We start from the raw sequence: 6300 nt of genomic DNA, 5'->3' as shown, positions 1-6300 counted from the left end.
ACGTCGGTGACGGCGACGGGCCTGCTGGTGTTGTGCATCCACGACGGCACCGGCACCCACGGCGTGAGGCGCGCGGACGAGCGCAGCAGCTCGAAGCTCGCCGACCCGGCGCCGATGACCATCGACGCCTGCAACACCAGTGCGGGCACCCGCCCGGCGGCGACGACGTCACCGACCTCGGCCCGGGAGGCCAGGTGCGCGGACAGGTCGGGGGAGTCGGGGCGGGGACCGCCGACGTAGACGATCTGCCGGACCTCGGCCTCGGCCGCGGCGGTGGCCAGCACGGAGGCGGCCTCGCGGTCGACGTCGGCGAAGTCCGGCCGGTCCAGCGAGTGCACGAGGAAGTAGACGACGTCGTTGCCCGCCAACGCCTTCCGGACGGCCTCCGGATCCGTGGCGTCACCGACGTGGACCATCACGTTGGTCGGGTAACGCGTCGCCTGCGCGCTGTCGCGGATCAGGACGGCGACCTCGTGGTCGTGCGCGAGGAGCTCCGGCACGAGGCGCGACCCGAGGTGCCCGGTCGCGCCCAGCACGAGGCACCTCACCTGATGCCCGTCCGGTTCTGCAACGCACCGATCTTCGTGCCGTACAGGAAGAACACGGCCATGAACACCTCGATCTGCTGCTGGGGCGAAAGCCTGTCGAGGTCGACCGCGACCTCGGTGTCCCGCACGTCCGCCGGCTCCGCGAGCCGCCGGTTGAACACGGCCCGCGCGACGTCCTGGCTGCGTTCGTCGACGTCGGCGTGGAAGAGCCGGCGCAGGTCGCAGTCAGGCGGCAGCGGGTGCCGGACGAGCTCGGCGGGGTAGCGGGCGTTCACGACGCGCGCGGCGGTGTTGAGGGTGTGGGCGACCAGTGCCGGGCCCTTGCCGAAGTGGTCGACCATCGCGACCAGCTCCTCGAGGGTCGCGACGTCCTCCTCGATGCTGACCGGGGTTTCGATGTCGAGGTCGAGGCGTTCCATCGCCATCGCCACGTTCTCGAGCACCTGGCCGGGGTCGACGACGAGGCGGTCGCCGAGGTGCGCGCTCGCACGGTGGTGGTGCGGGTCGAGTAACTCCTGCGCCTCGCGGTCGAGGTGCGCGTGGAGCAAGTCTTCGTGGTCGGTCGTCACGCGCTTCAACGTGCCCATTTTTCGGCTCGCGCAACCGTCCATTCACGAACGGGGGACAGCGCGGACCGCCGCGCTGCCGCTCTCAGCGGCCTCCGCCGGTCGGTCGCCGGCCTGCTTCCGCGAGTCGTGCGGGTTCGCCATCTGCACGAACCCGCCGCGGGGTGGTCGGGCCGTCACCGGAGGAACTCCCCGAGCACCGCGAGCAGCTCCCGGGGCCGGTGCTGCGGAATGATGTGCCCGCAGCCGGCGAGGACCACCCCGCGGACGTCGTCGCCGACGAGCTCCACCTGCCGCCGCGTGGCCTCCCCGACGGGAGCGGCGCCGACGGCGAGCGCCGGCACGGTGAGCCGGCGGCGGCCGACGGCCTCGGCGATCTGCCGGGCGCTGTCCGGGAGCGCGCGGTAGTGCTCGAAGGCCGCCCGGAGCGCCGCGGTGCCCCGGTAGGCCTCGTGGACCGCCGAGCGGAACCGCGGCGTGACGCCGTCGCCCGCGGTGCCGGCCTGGAGGAAGAAGTCGAAGTACTCGGGTTCGTGGCCGGCCAGCACCGCCTCGGCGAGACCGGGGACGGCGTGGAAGCCGAACCACCACGGCGGACCGGCGCGCAGGAAGTCCTCCGCACCGGGCAGCGCTCCGGCCAGTCCCTCCATCAGCACCAGCCGCCGGACCCGGTCCGGGTGCTCCAGACCGGTCAGGAACGCGGGCGCCACCCCCAGGTCGATCGCCACGACGTCCGCGCGCTCGACGCCCAGAGCGTCGAGCAGGCCGATCACGTCCGCCGAGACCTCACCGGCGGAGTAGCCGGCGTCGGGCCGCGACGACGCGCCCAGGCCGCGCAGGTCCGGCGCCACGACGGTGTGGTGCTCCGCCAGCGCGGGGATGACCGGTTCCCAGAGCTGCCAGGTGTGCGGGAACCCGTGCAGCAGCACGAGCGCGGGCCCGTCTCCCGTCACGGCGACGTTCAGCTCGACGCCGTTGGTGGTGATCTCGCGCAGTGCGACCATGTCGTTCCAGACCTCCCAGACCTCGTTCCGCCATCTCGGGAACGACGATAGGAACGATCACGGGCAGGCGTAAGACGGCACTTCCGCGTCCGGTGGTTTCGCCGGGGTAACCGCGGTCAGCCCGCGTTCTCGGCGTTGGACCGGTTGATCTCGCCGATGTGCTCCTCCGCCCACCCGCGCAGCGCGGCGAGGTGGACCTCGAGCGAGTGGCCGAGCGGGGTGAGGCGGTAGTGCACCTTCGGCGGCACGGTCGGTTCGACGCGCCGGGCGACCAGCCCGTCCCCGGTGAGCGACCGCAGCGTCGACGACAGCATCTTCTGCGACACACCGGGCATGCGCCGCTGGAGCTCGGCGAACCGGATCTCCCCGTCACCGGCCTGCGCGAGCAGCTTCACGGCCATCGACGTCCACTTCGTGCCGATCCGGTCGAGCAGCTCCCTCGTCGGGCAGGCGGGGGTGAAGAGGTCACCGCGACCGGTCCCCGGCGTCACCACGTGCGCACCTCCCGTGAGAGCCGCCAGCTGCGGCGTTGTCCTGCGGCAAGGCTAACAACCCGGCAACCTGAACGCTTTCGGCGCGCGTCGGCAAAGACGGGGTGGAAGGGCGAAAGCGAAACCGAGGAGCTTCATGTCGTCAGACGCGGACCTGATCGGCAGATCACTGCGCGGGGACACCGACGCCTTCGTGGAGGTGATCAGCCGCCACGAGACCGCGATCGGGAACTACCTCGCCCGCAGGGTGGGGCGGCAGGCCGCCGAGGACGTCCTCGGCGACGTGTGGGTGGCGGCCTACGAGTCGCGCGCGAACTACGACCGCTCCTACCCCGAGGCCAGGCCGTGGCTGTACGGCGTCGCGCTGAACAGGCTGCGCCGGCACTGGCGTTCCGCACCGGCGGAGGACCCGGCACCCGATCTCACGGCGGTGGCGAGCGGCTGGGACCCCTGGCCCGCGGTGGACACCCGCGTGGACGCGCAGGCGTCGCTGCGCAGGGCACTGGCCCGCCTGAAACCGGAGGAACGGGAGGTGCTGGGTCTGGTCGCCTGGGAGGACCTGACCGTCGCGGAGGCCGGACGGGTGCTCGCCATCCCGGCCGGCACGGCCCGCCGCCTGCTGCACCAGGCGCGCAAGGCGTTGAGGGAGGCCCCCGAGGTGGCCGCGCTGCTCCGAGTCCCGACGACGTGAGAAGACGACTCATGGACGAGATGGATCTGATGAAGAAGCTGAGTGACGTGCCGTCCCCAGGCCCCGAGGCCTACGACCGCGCCCGCACGGCGCTGCGGGCGGCGATGGACGAACCCGCGACCACGACCGTGCGCCCGAGACGCCGGTTCTCCTGGCCCAGGGCGGGCATGGCCACCGCGGGTGCGGCGGCCGTCGCCGCGGCGGTCGTGGCCGCGGCCGTGGTGCTGGCGCCGGCGGGGGGCCGTGGCGGCCCGGCCGACTCCGTCCAGGCGGCTCCGCCGGTGGTCGACTCGCCGCTGGTGAAGCTCGCGGCCGCGGTCGGGGCGGGCGCCCCGCAGACCGGGGACGCGTCGCTGGTGATCAGCACCAAGCGCGCGCCGGACCACTCGCTGGAGGTGTACTACACGATCTACAGCGACAAGGGCCAGGTCTTCAGGGGCGACTCGGAGAGGACCCTCTCGGACTCGGTCGCGAGGAACGACGACCAGGCCACGGAGTTCAACCGGAAGGTGATGGCGGCGGCGCGTCTCGCCGCGACCGGCGACGTCGAGAAGGCCAAGGCCGGGATGCTCACCGCCGCCAACCGCAACTTCCTGGGCATCGGCCTGAGCCTCGCCGAGGCGGAGAGGGAGTGGAAACAGGCCCGGGAGGAGGTGGCCGAGCAGTTCCGCAGGCTCGGCAAGGAGCCGCCTCCCGTGACGCCGCGCCCCACGGGCAAGGAGCTGGACGACCTCATGGCCAACCACCTGTGGAGCAACAGCACCTCCGCGTTGTTCACCGGTGCCGCCAACGCCGAGGTCCGCGCGGGCGTGCTGAAGCTGCTCGCGACGATGAAGGACGTCGTGACCGTGGCCGAGTCCGACGTCGGCGGCCGGCGCGTGCTGACCATCAGCGCGGTGCCCGGGATCCTGGGCGGCGACGGCTCGGCGGTGCTCACCCTGGACGCCGCCAACGGCCTGCCGATCAGCGACGAGTACATCCCGGCGCCGAACGCGCCGAACCCGTCCAAGCCCGCGGTGGTCGACTACCAGTCGTCGCGCGTGACCCTCGCCGACGTGGCGGCGGGCAAGATCTGATCCGGGCGCGCACCCCGGGTCCGGTCGCGCCGGCCGGATCAGACGCGCTGTAACGAGGCAGTGGGCGGGAGCGAGGAACCACCGCAGGCGGCACGCACCAGGAGAGCAGGTGCCCATGGCCGAGTTCACCGTCCACGGCAGAGCCGCGGAGGAGCCGGCGAGCGGTGACGAGTTCGCGGAGCTCTACGGCGGTGACGTCGGCTACGTCGTGCGGCGCGAGGTCGAGGTGGCGGGCGTCAGCCGCGGCGACGGCGACTCCGTGCTGATGGCCGGTGAGGACGACGACGTCGTCGAGGTCGAGGACACCGACGGCATCGTCACCTTCTACCGCGCCGCGACCCTGGCCGGCCTGGCCCGCGGCGGCACTCCGGGACCGCCGGACGTGACGGGTCTGCTCGACCGGCGCACCCGCGGTGAGGGGGCGCGGATCGCGAGCGTGCGGCGGTCGAAGGTCACGTTGCCGCCCGGTGTCGAGAACGCCGTGCGCGAGCTGGACTCCGTGTTCGGGCCCGAGCTGACGCGGTCCGGTGCCGGGCTGGTCGCGGGGAAGCTGTCCGGGTTCGTGCTGTCGCCGGTGGCGCGCAAGGCCGTCGAGACGATCACGAGCTGGGTCGACGCGCCGGTGGCCGACGACGCCGACGAGGCCGTCCGCCGGCGCAAGCCCAAGGTCCGCGGCGTGTACGAGGTGGACGCGAAGCTCCTCCTGGAGAGACCGGGCCGCCGCGAGCAGCCTCCGCCGGGAGGCGAGGACCCCTACCTGGTCCTGCTGCACGGCACGTTCTCGCACACCGAGGCGGCGTTCGGGAAGCTGCGCGGCACGCGGGAGTGGGAACGGATCGTCGACCGCTACGAGGGCAGGGTGCTGGCGGTCGAGCACGCCACGCTGGGCAGGACGCCCGCCCAGAACGCGCTGGACGTCGTGGCGACGCTACCCGAGGCACCGCTGCACCTGGTGAGCCACTCGCGCGGCGGGCTGGTCGGCGAGGTGCTGAGCTGCGCTGCCCGGTACGACCTGCCGCTCGACGCCTACGCGTCGGCGCCCGAGCACCCCGACCGGGCGGCGTTGCCCTTGCTGCACCAGGCTCTCCGCGACCGCGGCATCCGGGTCGAGCGGTTCGTGCGCGTCGCCTGCCCCGCGATGGGCACCACGCTGGCGTCCGGCCGCATCGACCGCTGGGCCTCGTTCCTGTTCAACGTCTTCCAGCTCGTCCCGGTGCTGCGCGAGACCGGGATGGCGGCGCTGGTCAAGAAGTTCCTGCTGACGATGCTGGAACAGCGCACCGATCCCAGGGTGATGCCGGGACTGGAGGCGCAGATGCCGGAGTCGCCGTTCCTGCGGACGCTGCTCGCGGCACCGCCGCTCGACGACGGGCTCGCCTCCATCGCGGGTGACGTGCAGGGCCGGGGTGTGCTCAACCGGCTGCTGGTGAGCGGCGCCGACCTGTTCTACGGCGAGGACCACGACTTCGTCGTGCCGACGTCGTCGATGTCCGGCGGTGTCGGCAGGACGGGCTCGCGGCGCGCGTTCTTCCAGGGCCCGTGGGTGAACCACGGCGGCTACTTCGCCAACGAGGACAGCAGGCAGGCGCTGGAGAACTGGCTCGCTGGCCACGGCGCGCAGGCGTTCGACGAGGCCCCGCCGCCGCGGTGGCCGGTCAAGCGCGGCGAGGCCGGTGAGGTCACCGGACAGGTGCTGCTCGTCCCCGACCTGTTCGGCTCGACCCTGGCGTGCGGCGACCAGCTCGTGTGGCCGGACCTGGCGCGGCTGGTCAGCCGCGGTCCCGAGACGGTCCTCACCGGCCGGGACGGCGTGCCCGGCGCGCTCGTCGACGGCTACTCGGTGCTGGAGTCCGCGCTGGGCACCCGCCACGAGCTCACGCCGTGGCGGTACGACTCGCGCCGCGGCCTCGACGAGCTCGCCGCC

The 6300-nt window shown here is 73.0% G+C and carries 7 protein-coding genes; 3 read left to right on the top strand and 4 right to left on the bottom strand.

Annotation, left to right across the window (positions count from 1 at the left end; translation table 11 throughout):
• From VF330_RS40365 to VF330_RS40350, 4 genes are all read right to left on the bottom strand, one after another.
• Window positions 1-536 (bottom strand): NAD(P)H-binding protein (locus VF330_RS40365; RefSeq protein WP_330857035.1); only part of this gene is annotated, 536 nt, incomplete at its 3' end.
• Between the two features lie 8 nt (window positions 537-544).
• A complete protein-coding gene (locus VF330_RS40360; protein ID WP_330857034.1) occupies window positions 545-1117 on the bottom strand; it encodes a hypothetical protein in 573 nt (190 codons plus the stop codon).
• A gap of 173 nt (window positions 1118-1290) precedes the next feature.
• On the bottom strand, window positions 1291-2118 hold the full coding sequence (locus tag VF330_RS40355; protein WP_330857033.1) for an alpha/beta hydrolase: 828 nt from the start codon (window positions 2116-2118) through the stop codon (window positions 1291-1293).
• Window positions 2119-2234: 116 nt separating this feature from the next.
• Complete coding sequence (locus VF330_RS40350; protein WP_330857036.1) at window positions 2235-2609, bottom strand: helix-turn-helix domain-containing protein; 375 nt, start codon at window positions 2607-2609, stop codon at window positions 2235-2237.
• Between the two features lie 136 nt (window positions 2610-2745).
• Between VF330_RS40350 and VF330_RS40345 the strand changes: the two genes are divergently transcribed.
• The 3 genes from VF330_RS40345 to VF330_RS40335 all read left to right on the top strand — a co-directional run.
• Window positions 2746-3300: a sigma-70 family RNA polymerase sigma factor gene (locus VF330_RS40345; protein WP_330857032.1), complete on the top strand. Its 555-nt coding sequence runs from the start codon at window positions 2746-2748 to the stop codon at window positions 3298-3300.
• 11 nt (window positions 3301-3311) lie between these two features.
• The gene (locus VF330_RS40340; protein WP_330857031.1) at window positions 3312-4376 is read left to right on the top strand and encodes a hypothetical protein; all 1065 of its coding nucleotides are present in this window, start codon (window positions 3312-3314) and stop codon (window positions 4374-4376) included.
• A 115-nt stretch (window positions 4377-4491) separates the two neighbouring features.
• Window positions 4492-6300, top strand: a 1809-nt coding sequence (locus tag VF330_RS40335) for a DUF7379 domain-containing protein (RefSeq protein ID WP_330857030.1), incomplete at its 3' end; no start/stop codon positions are given.

Source organism: Lentzea sp. (genome assembly GCF_036380075.1).
GTDB lineage: Bacteria > Actinomycetota > Actinomycetes > Mycobacteriales > Pseudonocardiaceae > Lentzea.
This window is presented reverse-complemented; position numbering and strand designations above follow the sequence as displayed.